At 67.7% G+C, this 19311-nt stretch carries 11 protein-coding genes and 3 pseudogenes; 8 read left to right on the forward strand and 6 right to left on the reverse strand.

Going from position 1 to position 19311, the window contains the following annotated elements; genetic code table 11:
• Positions 1–401, forward strand: a 401-nt coding sequence (locus ACIBK6_RS37765; RefSeq protein ID WP_399057258.1) for an integrase core domain-containing protein, incomplete at its 5' end; no start/stop codon positions are given.
• Positions 402–645: 244 nt separating this feature from the next.
• Here the strand turns inward: ACIBK6_RS37765 and ACIBK6_RS37770 are convergent.
• Positions 646–1778, reverse strand: a pseudogene (locus ACIBK6_RS37770) (IS701 family transposase).
• A gap of 148 nt (positions 1779–1926) precedes the next feature.
• Here ACIBK6_RS37770 and ACIBK6_RS37775 point away from each other — a divergent pair.
• The gene (locus ACIBK6_RS37775) at positions 1927–2760 is read left to right on the forward strand and encodes an IS5 family transposase (protein WP_399057260.1); all 834 of its coding nucleotides are present in this window, start codon (positions 1927–1929) and stop codon (positions 2758–2760) included.
• Between the two features lie 5 nt (positions 2761–2765).
• Here ACIBK6_RS37775 and ACIBK6_RS37780 read toward each other — a convergent pair whose 3' ends face one another.
• Positions 2766–3146, reverse strand: a complete 381-nt coding sequence (locus tag ACIBK6_RS37780; protein WP_399057262.1) for a winged helix-turn-helix transcriptional regulator — start codon at positions 3144–3146, stop codon at positions 2766–2768.
• 74 nt (positions 3147–3220) lie between these two features.
• On the opposite strand from ACIBK6_RS37780, the gene ACIBK6_RS37785 reads away from it, so the two are divergent.
• Positions 3221–3904, forward strand: a complete 684-nt coding sequence (locus ACIBK6_RS37785) for an NADPH-dependent F420 reductase (protein ID WP_399057264.1) — start codon at positions 3221–3223, stop codon at positions 3902–3904.
• A 726-nt stretch (positions 3905–4630) separates the two neighbouring features.
• On the opposite strand, the gene ACIBK6_RS37790 is transcribed toward ACIBK6_RS37785, so the two are convergent.
• Both ACIBK6_RS37790 and ACIBK6_RS37795 read right to left on the reverse strand, forming a co-directional pair.
• Positions 4631–9109 carry a hypothetical protein gene (locus ACIBK6_RS37790; RefSeq protein WP_399057266.1) on the reverse strand — a complete coding sequence of 1493 codons (4479 nt, stop codon included), beginning with the start codon at positions 9107–9109 and terminating at the stop codon, positions 4631–4633.
• Positions 9106–9522 (reverse strand): hypothetical protein, encoded by a 417-nt coding sequence (locus ACIBK6_RS37795; RefSeq protein WP_399057268.1) that lies wholly within the window; start codon positions 9520–9522, stop codon positions 9106–9108. The genes ACIBK6_RS37790 and ACIBK6_RS37795 overlap by 4 nt, the downstream gene beginning before the upstream one ends.
• 1157 nt (positions 9523–10679) lie before the next feature.
• On the opposite strand from ACIBK6_RS37795, the pseudogene ACIBK6_RS37800 reads away from it, so the two are divergent.
• The 3 genes and pseudogenes from ACIBK6_RS37800 to ACIBK6_RS37810 all read left to right on the forward strand — a co-directional run bounded on the left by ACIBK6_RS37800 (position 10680) and on the right by ACIBK6_RS37810 (position 15709).
• Positions 10680–11658: pseudogene (locus tag ACIBK6_RS37800) on the forward strand (transposase family protein).
• Positions 11659–11837: 179 nt separating this feature from the next.
• Positions 11838–14108 carry a pyridoxal-phosphate dependent enzyme gene (locus ACIBK6_RS37805; protein ID WP_399057270.1) on the forward strand — a complete coding sequence of 757 codons (2271 nt, stop codon included), beginning with the start codon at positions 11838–11840 and terminating at the stop codon, positions 14106–14108.
• A 41-nt stretch (positions 14109–14149) separates the two neighbouring features.
• Entirely contained in the window at positions 14150–15709 is a 1560-nt protein-coding gene (locus tag ACIBK6_RS37810; protein WP_399057272.1) for an AMP-binding protein, read from the forward strand.
• Here the strand turns inward: ACIBK6_RS37810 and ACIBK6_RS37815 are convergent.
• Positions 15684–17018 carry a hypothetical protein gene (locus ACIBK6_RS37815; protein ID WP_399057274.1) on the reverse strand — a complete coding sequence of 445 codons (1335 nt, stop codon included), beginning with the start codon at positions 17016–17018 and terminating at the stop codon, positions 15684–15686. The two genes, ACIBK6_RS37810 and ACIBK6_RS37815, sit on opposite strands and share 26 nt — an antisense overlap.
• A gap of 424 nt (positions 17019–17442) precedes the next feature.
• Between ACIBK6_RS37815 and ACIBK6_RS37820 the strand changes: the two are divergent.
• Positions 17443–17769 (forward strand): annotated as a pseudogene (locus tag ACIBK6_RS37820) (ISKra4 family transposase); the annotation flags it as partial.
• Positions 17770–18136: 367 nt separating this feature from the next.
• The gene (locus ACIBK6_RS37825) at positions 18137–18790 is read left to right on the forward strand and encodes a hypothetical protein (protein ID WP_399057276.1); all 654 of its coding nucleotides are present in this window, start codon (positions 18137–18139) and stop codon (positions 18788–18790) included.
• A gap of 63 nt (positions 18791–18853) precedes the next feature.
• Here the strand turns inward: ACIBK6_RS37825 and ACIBK6_RS37830 are convergent, their stop codons facing one another.
• Positions 18854–19183, reverse strand: coding sequence for a hypothetical protein (locus ACIBK6_RS37830; protein ID WP_399057278.1), 330 nt, complete (start codon positions 19181–19183; stop codon positions 18854–18856).
• Between the last annotated feature and the right edge of the window lie 128 nt (positions 19184–19311).

Consider the following 19311-nt stretch of genomic DNA (forward strand, 5'->3'; position numbering starts at 1 on the left):
GCTGGGCGATGGCTGACCACATGAAGGCGTCGCTCATATCGGACGCACTCGACATGACGGCACGGAACATCGGCCTCGTCGACGGCTGCATATTTCATTCGGACCGCGGCAGTCAATACACTTCCCGAGAACTCCGGGCGAAACTCGGTTCGTTGGGGCTCAGGGCATCAGTCGGCCGCACCGGAGTCTGCTGGGACAATGCCATGGCCGAATCATTTTTCGGGGCCCTGAAGAATGAGCTTGTACATCGAACGTCGTTCCCGACGCGCGCGCACGCTCACCGGGCAATCGTCCGATACATCGAGATGTTCTACAATCACAGACGCCTCCACTCCGGACTCGGCTACCGAACCCCCGCAGAAGTGCACGCCGAGTACGAAGAGTTGCAGGCCGCGGCATAGAAACCCCTCAACGCCACTGTCCGAGGAACGCAGGGCGGCTCAATCTGCTACCGCAGACTTACCAAATGAGATGACGTCTAATACTGCAACGGTGCTTGTGGTGACGGGTGGGCAGTTTCTGGTGGTGTGTGGCCGCGTCGTTTGTAGTGGCTGAGGCGGGCCTGGTACTGCCTTTTCCGGCGCCAGTGGGACCAGTGCAGGACGTACTCGACGGTGGCGGGCCGGCGGTGGGTGAGGCGGTTGGTCAGGCGTCTGATCTCGGCGAGGCTGAGGTGGATGAGCGGGGAGGATCCGTTTCTGCTTTGTCCGTGTCGAGTTCACGGGCCCGCAGGACGGCGTGGGCGGCCATCGCCAGGGTCATGTGGCGGTGCCAGCCGGGATAGCGGCGGACCTGGTAGTCGTCCAGGCCGCACTCCTGCTTCGCGCTCTGGAAGCACTCCCCAACGGCCCACCGGCTGCCCGCGACATGGATCAGTTCGTCCAGGGTGGTGTCGGCGGGGCAGTAGACGATGTAGTAGGAGATCTCCTCGGGCCGGCGGACGCTGCGGCGGGCGATGACCCAGTGCCGGCGGTCTTCGCGGTGCCAGGGCCGGACTTCGACGCGGGCCCAGTCGTAGATCCTCTGTCCGTGGGCCCCCTGGCCGCACGAGCGGCGTTTCCACTTCTGCCGCGGCAGGCCCGGGAACAGGTCGTGGACGGGGTGGTCGATGGACCAGAGGGTGACGACGGTGTCGTGCCGGGTGGTGGCCATGACGTGGAAGACATCGGCCTGTTCCAGCTCGAAGCGCCAGCCCTTGCTGTAGCCGTAGGCGGCATCGGCCGTCACCCACCCGAACGGGACCTTGTCCGCGATCGCCCGGCGGACCATCGCCCGGGCCATGGCCACCTTCGTGGCGAAGGCGACGCTGTCGTCGATGCCGGCTGGCCGGCACCTTTCCCGGTCGTCGGTCCATGACGTGGGCAGATACAAACGGCGGTCGATCAGCGTGCGTCCGCGGGCGGTGGCGTAGGCGAGGAACACACCGATCTGGCTGTTCTCGGTGCGTCCGGCGGTGCCGGAGTACTGCCGTTGCACGCCGGCCGACCGGATGCCCTTCCTGAGGAAACCGGTGTCATCGATGATCAGGACGGCATCCCGGTCTCCGAGGTGTTCCACGACGTAGTCGCGCACGTCGTCCAGACTTCGTCGGCATCCCACTCGATCCGGTTCAGCAGCCGGTGGATGCGGTCAGGCCCCGCGTGCCCGGCTTCTTCCGAGAGCGTCCAGCCGTTCTTCCGCTCCAGCAGAGCAATCAGCCCCCGCATATAAGCGAGCGCCGAATCCCGCGGCTCCTGCCGGTTGAACCGGTGCACGAACCGCCCGTGCACCGCACTCAGTTCCCCGGCTCACAACCCGACACCAGCGAGACCCCCACCCATAACCACACCAACGACAAAGCTGCCCACCAGTCACCACAAACACCGTTGCAGTACTAAGAACTCCTAACGAAATGATCTTCGAGGGGGTTGGATCACTCCGGGACTGATGATCCGGGGGTGCGGGGTGGTGCGGCCGAAGCCGTGGGAAGTCGACGACGAGCTGTGGGCGGTGATCGAGCCGCTGCTGCCCAAGGTCGAGCGTCGGACCCGGCACCCGGGACGCAAGCGGCATCCGGACCGGCTGGTCTTCCAGGGCATTCTGTTTATCCTGCACACCGGGATCTCGTGGGAGTATCTGCCGCAGGAACTCGGCTTCGGCTCGGGCATGACCTGCTGGCGCCGCCTGGCCGAGTGGACCGAGGCCGGGGTGTGGCCCCGGTTGCACGAGGTCCTCCTTGCCAAGCTCCGCAGCGCGAACGTTCTGGACTTCTCCCGGGCAGCCGTCGACGGCTCCCACATCCGGGCGTTGAAGGGGGGTTCGAAGACGGGACGAAGTCCTGTTGAGCGGGGCAGAACCGGTAGCAAACACCGTCTGATCACCGATGCCACTGGCATCCCGCTTGCGGCCACGCTGACTGGCGGCAACCGCAACGACGTCACCCAGCTCATCCCGCTGCTCGAAGCGGTGCCGCCGGTGCGGGGCAAGCGCGGCCGGCCCCGGCGCCGCCCGGACATGGTGCTGGGCGACCGCGGCTACGACCATGACAAGTACCGCCGCATGGTCTGGGATCTCGGTGTGAAGCCGCTGATCGCCCGCCGGGGCACCGAGCACGGCTCCGGCCTGGGCACCCAACGCTGGGTCGTGGAGCGCGCATTCGCCCACCTGCACTGGTTCCGCCGCCTGCGGATCCGCTGGGAGATCCGCGACGACATTCACGAAGCCTTCCTCATCCTGGGATGTGCCCTCATCTGCTGGCGTCGTCTGCGCTCACGCTGTTAACCCGTCTAGCAAGCTGGACGAGGCAACTGCGGGTCGGGAGTACATGCTGCTTCCTGGGCTGCCATAACCTCATCGCCGTACTCGAAGGCCCATGCACCGACGGCGTCGATGGGCGCCAGCAAGGTCCGGCCCAGAGCGGTGAGTTGGTACTCGACCCGCGATGGCGCGTCGGGGTATTCCTGCCGGTCGACCAGTCCGTTGAACTGCAGCCGCCGCAAAGTCTCGGTGAGGACCTTGGAGCTGATGCCCCCGATCCGCTCCCGTAGTTCGACCGGGCGCCTGGGACCGTCGCGCAGCGCCCAGAGCACCACGGCGTTCCAGGTGTTGGAGAGCAGGTCGAAGGCGAGGCGGGCGCGGCAGTCGGCGAGGAAGGCGTCGGTCGTCACGTACCAAATGGTGCCCGAACCGCCTTCTAGCGTCGGTGTGAACGGTCGAAGCAGGCACGGAGAGGGACCGCGTGATGAGAATCGGTGTACTGGGCACGGGCAACATGGCCGACGCGCTCGCCACCCACTGGGTGCGGGCCGGGCACGAGGTGATTATCGGGGGGCGGGACGCACACAAGGCGGAGCGGCTCGCGACGCGTATCGGAGGCAGCGCGAAGCCTGCCAGTCTGCGCGCGGCGGCCGAGTCCGGGCAGGTGGTGTTGGCCGCGCTGCCCTTCGGGGCGGGAGTAGACGTGGCACGGGACCTTGACGCGGCCGTGGAGGGCAAGGTGCTGCTCGACTGCTCCAACCCGGTCGGGCCGGGCTTCCGGCTGCTGACAGAAGGAGGCCCCTCAGCCGCGCAGCAACTGGCTGCGGCAGCACCGGGAGCCCACGTGGTCAAGGCTTTCAACCTCTGCCACGAGGACGTGTGGCGCATGCGGCCGCCCGTCTTCGATGGGCGACCACTGGCCGTTCCGGTCTGCGGAGACGACGAGACTGCCCTCGAGCGTGTGCGTGAGTTGGTACGGGACATGGGCTGTGAACCCGTGGCTGGCGGCGGCCTCGAACGTGCCGGACTCCTGGAAGCGACCGCCGCGCTCTTCATCGCGCTATGGGTCGGCGAGGGAGCGGACGCCCAGGCAATCGCCCCTCCGCTGGCATACGCGGCCGGACCGAGCCACCAGGAAGCGGAGGGCGGCACGGCGGCTTTCCGTTAGGGGTTCTTACAGCGAGTTCATGGCATCGCTCTTTGGCGCCCTAACACGGGGCGGGTGCACACAGGCGCATTTCCACCGTACGACGTGCGTGCCGTGCCGTCATCTCGGCCTTTCCGAGATGCTCGTGCTGGTCGTGGGCGGACGACTTCGGTGAAGATCGTCGGTCAGCGCGAGACGACTCCGAGCCCTCCGCCGCGCGGAGGTCGGGATAGCTGACGGTCGTCCCCCCGCCGCCCAGGGGAAAGCCACCACGCGCACCGGCGCGGCCATCGGAGGCCGCGTTGGCGCGGCTTCGCGCTCCCCGGCCGGGGTCGTGGCGAGCGGCTCACGCACAGGCAGCGGTTCTTGAGTCACGGTCGTCTCCAAACTCCGGTGATCTGGATTTCGTAGGCCCTGGCCATCGTCTGGACCTTCCGGTCCAGGGCGCGGGCGTGGAAGTGGAGCCCGATCCGTGAGAGCGGACAGCGCAAGATCCTTGTAGGCGGACGCCTCCGAAATGACCGCTCACCCGGACGGCCCGATGTCCGTGGACAATCGACCTTCCGAGCGCCGGACAGAGGGTCTCAGAGGCAGTTCCGGTACGGCCGTCATCCGACATCACCCTTTCAAGATCAGTAGCGCTGACCGGTGTGGGGATCAGGTCTTATCGGAGCCGATTTCCGCGTTCAGTCCGCGCGGGGCGGCATCGTATTGGTGACGGTCGAACTGGAAATGCAGCGATCTACGTCACTGGCATGGCGGTTGGTAGGGGCGGTCCGGCAGGTACTTCTTCCAGTCCTGCTCGGAGATGGGGTCACCGACCGCGTTGCAGAGGTCCGCGATGACGTGCTGCGGGTCGGTATCCCACAGGTCGATGCCCGCGTAGGCGCGGACGACGGCGAGGGTCTTGCCGTCGGGGGTGAATGCTAGGGAGTAGAAGGCCGATGCGGTCGGCATGTAGAACTGCCGGGTGGGCGAGGCCCAGTCACTCACGTCCCAGACTTCGGGGCGGGCCTCGAAGTCCTTGTTGTACGCGATCAGGGCGATGCGGGTCCCGTCGGGGCTGAACGCCAGTGCGCCGCCGAGGCTGCCGATGGACACCTTGGCGGGGGAACCGACGAGGCGGTCACCTCGGACGTCCCACAGCCGGAGCGTTCCGGTGCCGTCGTAGAGCGCGAAGAGCTTCCCGTCCGGCCGGAAGGCGAAACGAGCTAAGTTGGTGCCGGTGGGCAGGCGCATCGACCACGACGCGGACGGGTGCGCGGGATCGGCGACATTCCAACTGCGCACCAGCGTCCCCGCGGTCGGGCGGGCCGCCTTCGTGTCGCCCTGGACGGACTCGTTCATGACCAGCGATCTGCCGTCCGGCGAAAAGCCGAGTCCGTACCCGGTCGTCTCGATCGTGGAGAGGTGCCGCGGATGCCGGGGGTCGGCGATGTCGTAGAGCTGGACGACCTGGGGCTTGGGGTTACTGGCCACGACGCCGTTGCAGTCGGAGACGGCCAGGAGGGGCTTGGTCGGGCTGAAGGCCAGAGCCCCCACACCGTTGTTCACCTCGATCATGCCCAGCTTCTCTTTCGGACTGGCGGTGCTGCGCAGGAACAGATTGGCGTATGTGTCCTTGCCCTGCTTGTAGACCTCGGTGTCGGCGAGGAGCTTGCCGTCCGGGCTGAGGGCGATGTCCTGTCCCGTGAACATGTCGGGAGCGTCCGTCGTGGCCAACAAGTTGGACTGCAGGTGCTGGAGATTGAGATCCCGCAGCCAGTTCGCGCCCACACCCTGGTAGGCGAGAAGCAGCTTCTGCCCGGACGTCGCGAGGGAGAGCCCACTCCCGGTGCCGGGCGCCGGCGGTATGAACCCCACCGCCCCCGGCTGGGCCCCGTTGGAGAGGTCCCAGACCTGGACGCCGCGTTCGGTGGCCTTGAGCAGCTGTTCGTCGTTGCCGGGGGCGAACAGGGCCACACCGCCGTTCGAGCCGTTGACGGTGTTCGACGCGCCCGGCAGGACCGCGTCGGTTCCGTAGGTGTAGACCCAGACCTTCCAGCTGCCGACGCAGCTCGCGACGATCCGTTTGCTGTTCGAGGCGAACGCCATTGAGGTCACAGTCTCGGGGCATCTGCTAGAGCCGGACGGCACGCCTTTGTCCGCCGCCACGACCTGCCGGGGAGCCCGGGGGTCGTCGAGTGTCCACAGCGCCAGGTCGTCACTGGGCGCGAGGTCGTCCTTCTTCTTCGGTTCCTCGGCAGGTGCCGCCAGCAGCCCGCCCGAACTGTCGAAGGCGATCCGGTGCAGTGGCCGCTTGTGCCCGTCGGAGTAGGGCGTGTACGGCGCCGCGCGCAGCGTGGCAACGGGGGTGGTGCCGGCTTCCTTCCACAGCTGTACCTGCCCGTCGGTGCTCGCGCTCGCGAGTAGACCGCGCTTGGGGGAGACGGCCAGGGAGTCGACCTGCTTGCCGTTGCCCCGGAGCGGGGACAGGGCGTGCGGTGCCGCCGGATCGCCGGTGTCCCAGCGGCGGATCTCGCCCGCCGAGGTACCGGCGAAGAGGGTGTGCCCGTCCGTGCCGAAGGCCAACGCGGTGACGGCGTCCGGCGTCGTGGGGGCGGCCAGCTTCCGCGGTCGGCCGGGGTCGGAGATGTCCCACAGCCGTACAGTCGCGGAGGTGGAGCCGTCGCTGTCGTAGGTGGCTGCGGCGAGCACGGTGCCGTCGGCGGCCACCGCGATCGGGCCAGACAGAATCCCGTCGATCCGCCCGTCGCCGTTCCGGGTGCGCAGCACGATCGAGTCGCCGGTGGAGATGGCGAGCACCCGACCGTTCGCGCTGTAGGAGAGGTCGTAGGCCGGTTCGTCGCCGTTGATCACGCCGGGGGTGCGCTGGCTGTTGAGGAGGGCGCTGCGGCCGGCTTTGTGGTCGATCCGGTACGAGAGCAGGCTGAGCTGCTTGGCCAGCCCGGGGTGGAGCTCGCGCTGGCCTTCGGCTTCGGCGGCCAGATAGCGGGCGAGGTCGCGCTGTTGTGCCTGGTCGGCCCGCCGCCAGTAGATCCCCGCGCCGACCAGACCGGTCGTCGCCAGCAGGGCCAGGACGACGAAGAAGGTGAACGCGGCACGGCGTCGGCGGCCTTCGCGCGTGTGCTGACGCCAGGAGCTCTCCATGAACTCGGCGGACACCGATCCCAGTGGTGGGGCGCCCGGGGCAGCCGTGCGCTCCCGCATCGCGACGAGCCGGTTCCCTCGGTACAACAGGGAGGGGTCCTTTTCGGACTGCTTCCAGCCCGCCGCGTCGGAGGCGAGCTGCTGGCGGGCGCGCAGCAGGTCGCGATCCTCGTCGACCCACTGCTCCAGCTGGGGCCAGGCGCGCAGCAGCGCCTCATGGCTGATCCGGACCGTGTCTCGGTCGAGGGTGAGCAGGCGAGCGTCGGCGAACCGTTTGATCGCGTCCCGTGCGACCGCGTCGTCGGACACTCCGTGCAGGAGTACGGGCCATTCGACGGGCTGCGCGGTGTCGGCGGCGTCCTCGCTCACCCGGACCAGCCGGGGCAGCATGAGACGCACGGCCTCCTGGCCGGCCGCGCTAAGCCGGCCGTAGACGTTCTCCGCGGTGGTCGCGACGGCCTTCGTGATGCCGCCGGTGGCGAGGTAACCGGAGACGGTGAGCCGTAGCCCCTCGCGCTCCTTCCACGTCTCCTGCAGCACGTGGGACAGGAGGGGCAGCGCCTCTGCAGGGGGCCGTCCGCCGGTCGCCCTGCCCAGCTCCTTCAGGATGAGGGGGGCGAGCTCGTCCTCGAGTTCCAACTGCGCGGTGGCTGCCGGTTCCTCGATCGAGGCGCGGAGTTCGCCGACGTCCATCGGATCGACCAGCAACTGACTCTCGCTCAGGACGGTGCGCAGTTCGGGGTGTTCGGCTGCCTGGGCGTAGAAGTCCGCCCGCAACGCGAACACCACCAGGGCCTGTGGCTCGTGGCCTTCTCCAGGCCGGGCCAGTGCGGTCACCGCCCTCAGGAACGCCGTCTGTTCCTCCGGGTCCGTACAGAGGGTGAACAGCTCCTCCAGCTGATCGACGACCATGACCAGCCGTTGCCCCGGGTGGTCCAGCAGCGGGTCCACAAGTGCGGCCGCGTGGCCGTTCGCCAGCAGCAATTCGGCGGCGTCGGACGACTCGGGCGCAAGGGCGTCGGCCAGATTCCGCAGCGGGTTCTTGCCGGGGGTCAGACGCCGGCTGGGCCAGCCGGTCGACCCCGGCAGGCCGGGTAGTCCATGGGTGCGCAGTCCGGCCAGCAGACCGGCATTGAGCAGGGAGGTCTTTCCGGAACCGGACGCCCCGACGAGAATCAGTGGGCCGGGTCCGCCTAAGGCCGCCGCCGTCGCCTTCACAAGGCGCTCGGTCATCGCTGTCCGCCCGGCGAAGACATCGGCCCGGTCCACCGTGAAGGGGCCGAGCCCTGGGTAGGGGCAGACGCTGTCAGCGGGCGGCTGCCGTTCCGGTGTCGAGGCGCGGGTCCGAAAAGCCTGGTTCGGCGCGATGACGAGGTTGCCGGAGAGATCTCCGTTCACCCGCCGGGGTACGGGTTGCTGTCTGTCCCGCAGCTTCCGATCCAAGGCGTAGTAGGCAGCGTCCAGGGTCAGCGACTGCTGCCCCTCGGCGTCGCCGTGCTCCAACAGCTCCAGGAACGCTCCGGTGAACGTGGTGTGTTCGGCGTCCTCCGGAGCGCGGGCGAGTAGCTCCGCCGACCCGAGGACATACATCCCGTTCCCGGGTGCCGCGTTGAAAGCAGTGACCAATGAGGTGCCGCCGAGCGACGCGCGCCCGGAGAAACAGCAGTCCAGTATGACAACTTTGGACGCCGCCCGGCTCGCCAGCACCGCCTCCCGCAAGGCGGCGAAGGAGTACGCCTGATGCTCGGCCATGCCGGGACTGAGCTCCGCGGTGTTGCCGGCGGCCAGGTATAAATCCCCGCCCGGGGTGAGCAGACCGTGCCCGATGAAGTAGACCAGCAGAACGGTGTCGGCCCGCTTCGTCGCCCTGGCCACGGCGAGGGCCATGCTCTGGGCGTCAGCTGGGTCGAGCACCGCCGTCACATGCTCCGGGCGTACCCCGCAACGCTCGATCAGAGCCGTCCGCATATCCCTGAAGCTGTCGGCGACCGAGGGCACCGAGGGCAGTCCGCCGTCCTGGTGCGTCGCGGTGGCGATCAGCAGAACCTGTACGCCCGCGCCGTCCAGATCGGTCATCGGTCCTCTTGGCGCTCGGGCGGGGCGATCTCCAAGGTCGCGTCGCCTTGCTGGTCCTGCGCGCCGAGCAGGGCCGCGACGTCGGCCACTTGCTGCCGTAGGGCGGCCGCGTCGAGATCGGCCACGTTCCTGGCGGAGAGTTCCAGCGAACGGCGGTCCGGGAGCGTCACCTTGATGCGTATCTCACTGCGCCGGGTACGCAGCCAGGCGATGACGGTCGTGGCCAGCGCGGTCGCCGCGGCGCCGGGACCGAGGGCCACCGTCAGCGCCTCGAGCAAAGGTCCGAGCGTGCCCTTCTCGGGTGGGCTCTCCTTGCAGCCGACTCGGCCTCTCAACTCGTCGACATCTGTCAACCAGGCGTGCAGTGAACGAAGTTGGTCAGCCCCGTCCGGGCCGTCGGTGTTCAGCGTCACTTCTCACAAGCCCCCGTCGCCGCCGCGTCTAACCCGCTGCCCTTTACGGCGGCAATGAGATTAGCGGCTGCTGCTGGGCCTGACTAGGGCCCTTGTTCTCCACGGGACAAACGTGACTCCACCCCTGCGGTGGTGCGGCCGTTCGAGGATCCGGTGAGGCAGAGCCAGAACAGGGGAGCCGCGTCCGGCGGCCTCGTCGGTGTCCGCAGCCGACCGAAGCGTCACCGAGGTCGCCCGCAAGCGCGGCTTCACCACCGTGCCCCCTTGCAACCGCACCCCGTGCGAGGTGCGTAGCGTGGTCGGCCGCTCCGGTGAACGGGGCGGCTGCACTTGGAGGGAGCGAGGAGCCGTCGGTGGCGTCGCCGTAGCCACCCGAACAGCGTCAGCACGACCAGACTCGTCGACATCCAACCCAGTCAGCCCAGGTTCAGCGGGCTGCACACGACTAACGAGAGCGGGGAAAATACTGGGCAGCAGCCCTCGGAGCCGGTTGGAGGTGCGGTCGCAGACCAGGTCGTTTGCGACGGGCTGTAAGGAGCTTGAGCTCGGCTATGGACTCGCTGTCGGCCTTGACAGCGTGTTGGATACGCCGACCCTCGCGCGGGACCCGTTCAGCCTGGACGGGGTCCGCGGTGTGTCTGCCGTCCATGCGATGTGATTTCTCGTCCCCCGGCTGGCCCTACTCGTGCTCGTGTCGAACTGGCGTTTGAGGTTCATGTGACGGTGTGATGTGAGATGGCTGTCCGTTGGGAAGGTTCTGCCTGCTCCATGACGCGTATGCCGCCGTGCTCTCAAGGGGGATCTCGTGATTCGTGTCCGACGTACAGCCAGCCTGACTGGCGCTGCCGTGGCTGGACTGACCCTCGGGCTGGCCAGCCCCGCCGCAGCCATCGAACCTCCCCGCAGCGCCACCCTGCTGTTCTGCAGTATTAGGGCCCTCGATTGGGACTGCCAGGCATCACCCAAGTCGCCCTCGGAATACCCCACGGCACAGGCAGCACGCGATGACGCAGCCCAGAGAGAGGAAGGAGATGTGGTGCTCAATTCCCGTTCCTCAGCAGGGACTCCTCTGCCGGCCCGTCTGACGACCTTGGGGGAAGTGCGAGCGGGCCTGGTCGGGCCGTGACATGAGAAGGGCCGCACGGGTTGGGTGAGTTATGAAGCTGACCTGGGCCCGTGCAGCCTGCTCCCATCCTGCCCTGACCGGTGTCTCCCGGACACATTTCGGTGAGTTGCTCGAAGAGCTCGCTCACCCGTGGGAGGCCCCGGGAGTCCGTGCTGCACGCCGGGCGCGGCGGACCTCGGCAGCGGGCGGTCGGGGCCGGGCGCAAGCCCAGGCTGGTCTTCGCCGACCGGCTGCTGGTCACCCTGGTACATCTGCGGCACGACCTGCCGCACGCGGCCCTGGCCGAGCTCTTCGACGTGGACCGCTCCACCGTCTCCGCTGCGATCCGCCAGGTCCGTCCGCTGCTCGCCGCCCGGGGCTTCGCCGTTCCCGACCGTCCCGGCCTGCGACTGAAGACGCTGGAGGATGTCTTCGCCTACGCCGACGCCGAGAGGGTCGAACTGCGGTTGGACGGGGCAGAGACCCAGGTCCGCCGCCCGCAGGCGGACCGGCCCGGCCGCCGGGCATTCGTCTCGGGCAAGCGCAGGCAGAACACCATCAAGACCACGACGTTCAGCGACAGCCAGGGCCGCATGCTGCTGTCCGGGGTCGTACGGCCAGGCCGAATGCACGATCAAACCGCCGTCCGCAGCGAGGGCATCGCCGAGCAGTTCCGCCATCGCCCTCGTGTGACGGCCAGGGCCGACTCCGGGTATCAAGGGCTGGCCAAGGAGTTCCCCGACCAGGTGACCACCCCGCCGAAGAAGCCCACGGACGACGCCTGCGACGGCGACAAGTACGCCTGGCGCGAGGCACGGCGCCGCCAGTCCTCGGCCCGGATCTGCGTCGAGCACACCAATGCCGAACTCCGGCAGTGGGCACCACTCCGGCGCTTCACCGGCCGCCGTGAAACATATGCCGAGACCCACATCGCAATCGCCTGCCTGATCTCCGACCGAGCCGCCAAGCGCCCCAGCCGTTACCGGACAAGCACCGAACTCGTCCTAGCCCGAGACACCACCACCTGCTGAACAACCACTAGCCGAATCATCCGGCCGCTGATGCCCCGAACTCAATAATGCGTTCAATGCAGCCATCCGATCAGGGGGTTTAGCCGCGATCCGGTCTGAGTCCGCGGTGTAGGCACGGCACGATATCCCTTGGCACACGGGGGGGGTTGTGCATGTTTGTGGGGCGTGAGTGAGGCCGGATGCAGAACGGTGATGTGGGTGTGGCACGGCAACTGCTTGAAGGAGTGCGTTCTTTCACGGAGCGGGAGGTCCCACAGTATTTGGCCGACCATCGTGAGGAGGAATACCCGGAACCGCTGGTGAAGCGGCTGCGGGAACTGGGCGTGTTCGGGGCCAACGTGCCCGCCCGGTACGACGGGCTCGGCTGTGGTGAGGACACAACGGCGCAGCTGCTCTACCTGCTGGCGCGCGGATGGCAGTCCCTTGCTTCGTTGGCGGGGACGCACCTCAAATTGTGCAGTCAGATGCTGCGTCACGGTACGTGTGAACAGCGATCCACCTGGCTGCCAGCCATGGCCTCCGGTGCGGCTATCTTTGCCCGGGCCTACCACGAGCAAGGCCGCTGCGATCCCGAACTGCTGGAGACCCATGTACGGGATTCGGCGGGCCACCGTACCCTGCACGGCCGTAAGGACTGGGTGACCAACGCCCGGCACGCCGATCGCATTCTGGCGCTCGTCCGTGACGGGCAGGTGACGCTCGGCGTCCTCGTCGACCCCTCCGCCGACGGAGTGGAGATCGGCCCGGAGTTGTCCCGTCCTGGGGTGCTCGGTGTCTCTCTCTGCGCGGTCACCTTCGACGGCTACGTCTTCGACCCGGAGCGGGAGGTGCTAGGCGGCTCGGGGCACGACCTCACCGACAGCTTGCGCGCAGGTGACCTCCGGGGCTACACGGCTCGCGCCGTTGCCTGTGCAGACGCCGTCTGCGACTGCGCCGTACGGTTCGCCGCCCGTACGATCGGGCATCGGCCTCCGGACGCACAGGGCGCAATCCGGTTACGGGTCGGTGAAGTACGTGCGCGTACTGCTGCGATACGTGCGATCTGGAGCGACCTCAGTGGTCCTTCGCCCGCCGTCGGCCCGGATGAGGCGAAAGTCATCTGCACGGCTCTCCTCCAGGAGATCGTCCAGGCATGCGTGCTGCTGTGCGGGGGCGCCGGCTATGCCGACCCGCACGACTCTCTGGGCCGCCACTATCGCGATGCACTGGCCCTGCCGATCGTCGGCGCCTCCAACGACGTCCTGCTGTCCCGTATCGGCTCCGTTGCCCTGACATCCGAGGAGGGACGCCGAATGGAGATCTTCCGGGAAGACGCGAGCGTCGTGCTGCGCTACGCCGAGCACGTCAACGGAGTCGAGGAGACTGTGCTGCGGCGGGTCTCACAACGCGAAGGCGCCCGCGTGGTGCGCCTTCCGCCCTTTCAGGGCGTGGATCTGGATGTGCTGGATCTCTCCACCCTCTCCCACACTGGCACGTTCAAGGACTGGGTCGCCTGTGTGGCCACTGCCCGCGCCCTGCAAGCGGGCACTCCCACCGTGGCTGCGCAGAGTTCGGGGAACACCGCGAACGCGCTGGCCTCCTACGCCTCCCACGTCGGCATCCGCAGCGTCGTCCTTTACCCGCCGGACTCCCGCCGCCGCCTCCTCCCGAGCCTCGCCGCGCACCCGCTGGTCGACTTCATCGAAGTGGATGCGAGCGAGCAGCGCATCAAGCAGATTCTGCGCGAGGCGGCGCAGGCTGCGAACGTCCCTGTCCTGCCTTCGCTGAGCGACCAGTACGAAGGCAACAAGCTGCGCGCCCACCTCTTGCGTGACGCGGCAGGGGAACTCGGACACGGCTGGGACTGGCATGTGCAGGCACTGTCGAGCGCCTATGGACCGTTGGGCTTCTACCGCGGGGTCGACGAGCTGGGGTGCGCTCCCGGCCCCCGTCTGCTGGGCGTGCAGCAGGAAGCGGTCGCCCCGTACGCCGAGGCACTGGAGGGCGTCGACTCGAACCCGAGCGCACTGATGCTCGAACCCACCCTCTTCCGCCGTGTGCTCACGCCCGACCTCTTACGGGAGGTGCGCAAGTTGTGCGCCGACACCGCGGGCACGGTGCGCGTGCTGTCCAACCGCCGCTACCTCAGTGGTCAGCAGCGCGCGGTCCGGCTGCTGGAGGACGCCGGAATTCGCGTCACGCTCTCGCCCAGCGGTGAGCCCAGAGAGCGGGCTGGGCTCTACGCGCTGTGCGGGGCACTCGCGGCCGTCGAGGACGGCCTGGTGCCAGAGGGCCAGCGGGTCCTGGTCGTCTACACCGGTGGCTCCGGCCCCGAAACGGATCTATTCACTCCCAAACACACTGCGGCGGAGAAGGACGCGGTCTCCCTGATGACCACGCTGCTGACGCAGGCCGAGGAAGTCTGTGCCCTCCCCACGCCACAGCGCGGCAGCACAGAACTGACTCAGTAGAAGTCCTTGTACGACACGCATCCCTACAGACGGAGAAACCGATGGCGCCCCACGGCGTGCGACCGGCCGGAGTCCGGTCGGGTGGGCAGGTCTGCTCTCATCCCTCGGCACTCCTGAACGCATTCGACCGATACCGGGACCGGGTGATGTTCCTTCGCGACGGCCAGCCCGTCCTGAGGTACGGCGAAGCGCACGAGGAAGTGTTCCGGCTGGCCCGGGCCATGGCTGACCGGGGTCTCCGGCGGGGTGAGGGAGTCGTGGTGCTGGCTACGGACACGCCCCGGACCATCCTGGCCCAGCTGGCCGCCCAACTGATCGGCTGCTACTACGTCAGGCTCAGCGCGCTGGCGGCACCCACGGGACAAGCGGCCAGTTTCGTGGAAGCCGAGGCGCAGGCCCTCGTGTTCGATCCGCTTGGTGGCGTGACTCCCTCTGCCGCACTGGTGGAAAGGGCCCCTGTGACCCTGTCCCTGGGCCCGAGCCCCATCGGGGAGGATCTGCTGGAGCTGGCCGCACACCAGTCTGCCCAGCCGATGCCCGCGCGGGGAAGGGACGACGACATCGGCGAACTAGTCTTCACCTCGGGAAGCACCACCGGCCGGCCCAAGCTCGCCTGTTACACCTTCGAACGGCTCACGGCGCTCACCCGCCACTGGGAGGCGGCGGGTGATCGCGCCGACCCGGAGTTCGACGTTTTCCATGACTCCCAGCCCTGCCGGCTGCTGGCATTCCCATCCTTGAGTTCCGTCCCCGGCACCGGCCTGGTGCCAACGCTGCTGCACGGCGGAACGATCGTCCTGGCCTACGACTTCGAGACGGGCGATGTGCTCAAAGCGATCGAGCGGGACAGGGTCACCGTGGCCACGATGGTGCCCACCCGCCTCTACCGCCTGTTGGACCACCCCGACCTGGCGACGACGGATCTCTCAAGCCTTCGACTGCTCATCTACATGGGCGCGCCCATCGCCCAGCCCCGGCTGCGGGAGGCGCTCTCCCGCCTCGGACCGATCCTCGCGCAGAGCTACGGCCAGAACGAGGCCCGGATGATCTCCGTGCTCCACCCTGCCGACCATGTCGGCGGCCAGCCGGGGTTGTTGCGGTCGGCGGGCAAGCCACGACACGGTGTCGAGGTGAGTGTCCGGGACGGCGAAGGGGACCCGGTAGCGGCCGACACGGTCGGTGAGGTGTGGGTGCGCTCGCCGTATGCCATGAACGGCTACTGGCGACAGCCCGAACTCACCGCCCGGACGATGACGGACGGCTGGATCCGTACCGGCGACCTGGGCCATGCGGACGCGGAAGGCTACCTGTACCTCGTGGACCGGCTGCGGGACATGGCCATCGTCGGGGTCGCGGTGGTCGGACTGCCTGACGACGAGACCGGCGAAGCACTCCACGCAGCCGTGGTGACGCAACCCGGTGCCGCTGTGTCCGAGGAAGACCTCCGCGCCGTAGTACGCGCGGAAAAGACGCGCTGGCACGCTCCACGGACCGTGGCCTTCCTCGACGAGATTCCGCTCACTCCGCTCGGCAAGCCCGACAAGAACGCGGTGCGGGAGTATCTGGCCCGACGTCTCAGCAGCGGGCCGTGTGCGAGCTGACAGCGCACACACGCGTGACGGTGTCTGCCTGGGAGTGCACCTTGGTGTGGTTGCGGGACTCCGCGAGCACCGCCAGCAGTCCTCGTGGACCGTAGAAGGTGGAGAGCTTGGCGTGGAAGACCCCGTGCCGCTCCTGACCAGTGGATGGGTCCGTCCAGCTGACCGGCTCACGCTGGGTCTGTTCGGGCTGAACGAGCCACGGGCTGCCGGCAGCTGTCTGCTCCGCCGCCCGTTCCAGGGCCGCCAGCACGGACCGACTGCTGCCATGGAGCCGGGTGACCGACTGGCTGCCCCAGTTCCAGGCCGGGTCGCAGCCGGCGTACTTCAGGTAGTAGTAGCGGCGGCTTTTGGGAAGCGCCGCGAACTGGACGAGTGTGATGTGCTCGCCGTCCGGCATTTCGAACCCGTCCGGTGTCACCAGCTGCGTAGGCGGGAACAGGGCACGGACGCTGTCGGGAAAGCTGCTCCGTGTCACGGACCAGAACGGCAGCACGACCGGTGCCTTCTGGTCGAAGGTGACATGCGGTGGCAGGTCGAACAAGGGTCGGCCTGTCTCCTTGGCGGCCTGGAGCCGTCGGCTCGCGAAGTCCTCGGCCATGGCACCGCGGAAGGAGTGGGTCCTGATCAAGCCGCAGTCGATGGACTTGATGCCCGGGTCCCAGCCGAAGTAGCGCAGGTGCGGCCGGGTCCGGTTGATGAAATAGCGGACGCCCGCGGGCGCGGACGCATTGTCGGTGAGGTGGAGGATCGGCTCGTCCGCCACCCCCAGCGCGGATACCTCTTCCACGAAACCGCGGGCGAGGCTCGGCACGGACGTCTCACTGCCCAGCAGCTCGTACTGTGCGTACAGATCCCGCACGAGCTCGTAATCGCCCCAGCCCGAGCCCGGACACTGGATTTCGTACAGGGTCCCGTCCGGTGCCTCGTCGGTCCGGAAGAACAACGGTGTCGTCAACAGCGATGCGGCCAGTCTTCGATGATGGTCGAAGCCGAAGGTCACAGGACAGTCGTTGATCAGCAACTCGGCGATGCGGGGATCCGCCTCACGCCGTAGCGAGGCGGCAAACAGGTCTCGCGTCACGCGGAAGAACGTCTCGATCGCTGAGAACCGGTGCCGGCGCATCTCCCAGGCTGCCGGGGACAGGACAAGCGGCCCCGGAGCCAGCAACTGCCCCAGGGCGGGCGCACCGCCGGCGCCCGCTCGGAACAGTCGGTCCGCATCGCGGTAGAAAGGCACGGGATGCGGGGTCCGGGCCTCATCTCCGTCGATGTCATTGACGGTCAGCGGATGCACGGTCGACTCGTGCATGGGGCCTCCCAAATTGTGTCCGAACAAGGATCGCTTACTGACCTCGGTGACGGATCGTCGCTGGTAACGGCTGGCTACGGGCAGGACAGTTACAGCCCGGCGGCTGCTCGGAGAGGTCACTGGAGGCCGGGCCTAGGTACCGGCTCCGGCAGGCGGTATAGGGGACAGGGCCGGACCGGTGAGACCGTCAGTTCATCCACGAAGTCCTCCCTCGGCCAAAGCTCCCCGGGGGCGCAAGCGGCTAATCGCCATAGCCCGGGAAACGCCTCGCAGGCGTGCACCCGAGGCATCTGCACCGGCTACTCGCACGCTGGGGGCGAGCCCGCGTGCCCCGGCGCAGGCTCCCGTTGTAGGCACGCCGACCTGCCCCCGAAAGTCGGTGGTGCGCCTTCGCAGCATCGGCTTCACCAACCTCCACGAAGCCCTCGACGCTGCCCGCGCCCGCCCGTCAGCCATGACCGAGGAACAAGTCCGCCACGCCCACCGCCTGAACGTCCTGCTCGATTTCGTGCACGTCGCCGAGTACTGCTGGACCATCGGCGCCATCGAAGGCACCTGCCGACATCTGATCGCCGACCGCCTCAACATCACCAGCGCCCGCTGGGGACTGTCCGGCGCCGAAGCCGTCCTCCAACTCCGCGCGCTGATCACGAACAGCGACTTCGAGGACTACTGGCGTTTCCACGCGGCCCGCGAACACCAACGCGTATACGCCAGCCCTGACCAGCAGAACTACAGCCTCACTGCCTGACCCCGACCGTCACTTCAAAGGATCCGCACCGAACTCAATTCCTCCCCACCCCGTAAGTCGCCACGTATCCGGTGGCGGCCACGAACACGGTGACCACCAAAGGGACTACGACACTCAGCTCCATGGAGCGCAACGCTACCCACGGCTGAACAACTGTGTCGTAGAACCTTCCCGCCCCAGGAGTCGCTCTGTGCCTTGAGCACACCAGCTACGCCGCAGACCAGAGGAGTTCGATGAGACGAATGCAATCCATCGAGCTCCGGATGCAGCCCCGGGCAACGTCCCTGTTCGACGTTTCATCTGGCCAGATACTCCACGAACGGGGCCGGACCCCCTGGTGTCAGCGCCCTTTGACAACATGATCGCCATGAGCAAGGTAGTGAACTTCAGCATGGCGAACCCCGGCAGGATCGTACGTTTCCTGCCCGCACAGGACTTGAGCGCAGAGGAAACGCGGCTCCTGGGCCTCATGAGAGAAGCGGCGCGGTCGCACCAGGAGGATCTCGACTACCAGGACGTCGACTGGGGGCTGTCGATCCAGGACGCGCTTGAGCACCTGATCACCGGTCAGGCCGATTCAACCGCCGACTACGCGGGCAGCGCGTACTACACGGCGCTCCAGATCATCATCGACCACAATTCCAGCGACTCGGAGACCCTGGGCAGCTACCGAAGCCCTGCCACGTTCTTCTCGGCTCTGGACGATGCGCTGAGCACCGCGGGGGTGCCGAAGGACCTGCTGCCCGCCCAGTACCTCTACAGCGGACCGTCCCTGCACATCGATTTCTACATCCCCCGCCCTCTGGAGGGGTCGCCGGAGATCGGCTGCTGGCCCCTGTCGAACGCAGCACAGGCGGTGGACGCGTACCGAGCAGCGGTGGACCGGATCGACGCCGACCTGCGGTACGACCTGGAGGAGCTGATCACAGCCCTTGACGGCTGGGCTTCGGAGTGGGTCGAGGGACGGGGCGCGTGGTGGTGGGCCGAAGACAGCTCGATCTTCTTTTCCATCACCGGCTGAGCCGCCCCCGGTACCGACCGAAATGCTCGGTCACCGGAGGCCAGTTCACGAACAATGAACACATCAACACCGGAGGGATCGCGATGTCCGGGCGGCCCCCGCCGAGTCGTTCAACGGCCTGACGGACGCCTGGAACCGCGAGGAGGACCTGACCGCGAAGCCGTTTGAGTTCACCGCCCCGGAGATCGTCGCCGAGACGCGGGCCTGGGTTGCCGACGTCCAGCGGGACAGCGACCGCCCCTCGACCGTGATGGTCTGCTCGGTCGAGAACGGCCGGTGGGTCGACTGGACCTTCCCCGCGGTCCCCCGCCCGCCCCTTCCGGCAAGCCGGAGCTCGCAGGCCAGCATCAGACTGACCGGGCCGCCTCCGGCCACCACTACGTCATAGTCCATGGCGCCCACCCACTATGACCGAGGGCCAAAAAGGCTCTTTCGTCGCCCTGACCAGCCACAACAGGACCCGCGATGCCAAGGGACCGGCCCCGTAGGAAGGACGGGAAGCGGGCCGTCAGCGGGACTGG

It is taken from the genome of Streptomyces sp. NPDC050485 (genome assembly GCF_044458185.1).
Lineage (GTDB): Bacteria > Actinomycetota > Actinomycetes > Streptomycetales > Streptomycetaceae > Streptomyces.

Coding starts and splice junctions, on each gene's coding strand:
- ACIBK6_RS37775 (WP_399057260.1), top strand. CDS start 1,927: ATGATCCGGGGGTGCGGGGTGGTGCGGCCGAAGCCGTGGGAAGTCGAC.
- ACIBK6_RS37785 (WP_399057264.1), top strand. CDS start 3,221: ATGAGAATCGGTGTACTGGGCACGGGCAACATGGCCGACGCGCTCGCC.
- ACIBK6_RS37790 (WP_399057266.1), bottom strand. CDS start 9,109: ATGACCGATCTGGACGGCGCGGGCGTACAGGTTCTGCTGATCGCCACC.
- ACIBK6_RS37805 (WP_399057270.1), top strand. CDS start 11,838: ATGCAGAACGGTGATGTGGGTGTGGCACGGCAACTGCTTGAAGGAGTG.
- ACIBK6_RS37810 (WP_399057272.1), top strand. CDS start 14,150: ATGGCGCCCCACGGCGTGCGACCGGCCGGAGTCCGGTCGGGTGGGCAG.
- ACIBK6_RS37815 (WP_399057274.1), bottom strand. CDS start 17,018: ATGCACGAGTCGACCGTGCATCCGCTGACCGTCAATGACATCGACGGA.
- ACIBK6_RS37825 (WP_399057276.1), top strand. CDS start 18,137: ATGAGCAAGGTAGTGAACTTCAGCATGGCGAACCCCGGCAGGATCGTA.
- ACIBK6_RS37830 (WP_399057278.1), bottom strand. CDS start 19,183: ATGGACTATGACGTAGTGGTGGCCGGAGGCGGCCCGGTCAGTCTGATG.